At 43.1% G+C, this 917-nt stretch carries 1 rRNA gene; it reads left to right on the top strand.

The window, feature by feature from the left end:
• Positions 1–431: 431 nt before the first annotated feature.
• Positions 432–917, top strand: a 23S ribosomal RNA gene (locus B9T26_RS15480); the annotation flags it as partial.

The following is a 917-nucleotide window of genomic DNA, read 5'->3' as shown; positions in this document are numbered from 1 at the left end:
AAGCTACGCTTCGCGCAGGCTTTGATCGAACGAAGCTTGAGTTGAGTGCAAAACACCCAGATAAGTGTTTAGATCCTAGAGATTAACAAGTACAAGCGTTATGATACGCACCACTTGATAATCTCTGTGATTTATCACAGTTTCCTGACCTGACGAAGGCTGGAAAAATCATTAACAGAATATATTTGAGTTGAAATAAATTGTTCATACTCGTTTTAAAATCGACATTAGCAGTCATTTATGACTGGTTGATGAAGATTAAGAAATGAGTTACTAGCGATTAAACTGAATCAAGCGTTTTGGTATATGAATCTAATTGAAGCTGTACAGTGCTTAAGTGCACAAACGCCAACTGTAAGAAAGTGATGAGAAATCATCATAATCTGTTGCTTATCCTACTTGTAGGGATAAACGACTGTTTGGGGTTGTATAGTCAAGTAATTAAGTGCATGTGGTGGATGCCTTGGCAGTCAGAGGCGATGAAAGACGTAATAGCCTGCGATAAGCTCCGGGGAGGCGGCAAATATCCTGTGATCCGGAGATTTCTGAATGGGGGAACCCACTTACCATAAGGTAGGTATCATACACTGAATACATAGGTGTATGAGGCAAACGAGGGGAAGTGAAACATCTCAGTACCCTTAGGAAAAGAAATCAATTGAGATTCCCTCAGTAGCGGCGAGCGAACGGGGAAAAGCCCATTAAGTCATATCAGCTTTAGTGGAATGCTCTGGGAAGTGCAACCATAGTAGGTGATAGTCCTGTACACGAAAGGGCTGATATGATGATGTCGAGTAGGGCGAGGCACGTGAAACCTTGTCTGAATATGGGGGGACCATCCTCCAAGGCTAAATACTCCTGACTGACCGATAGTGAACCAGTACCGTGAGGGAAAGGCGAAAAGAACCCCTGTGAGG

It is taken from the genome of Acinetobacter sp. ANC 4169 (assembly GCF_002135355.1).
Taxonomy (GTDB): Bacteria; Pseudomonadota; Gammaproteobacteria; order Pseudomonadales; family Moraxellaceae; genus Acinetobacter.
Note: the sequence above shows the minus strand (reverse complement) of the source record. Positions and strands in the feature narration are given on the sequence as shown.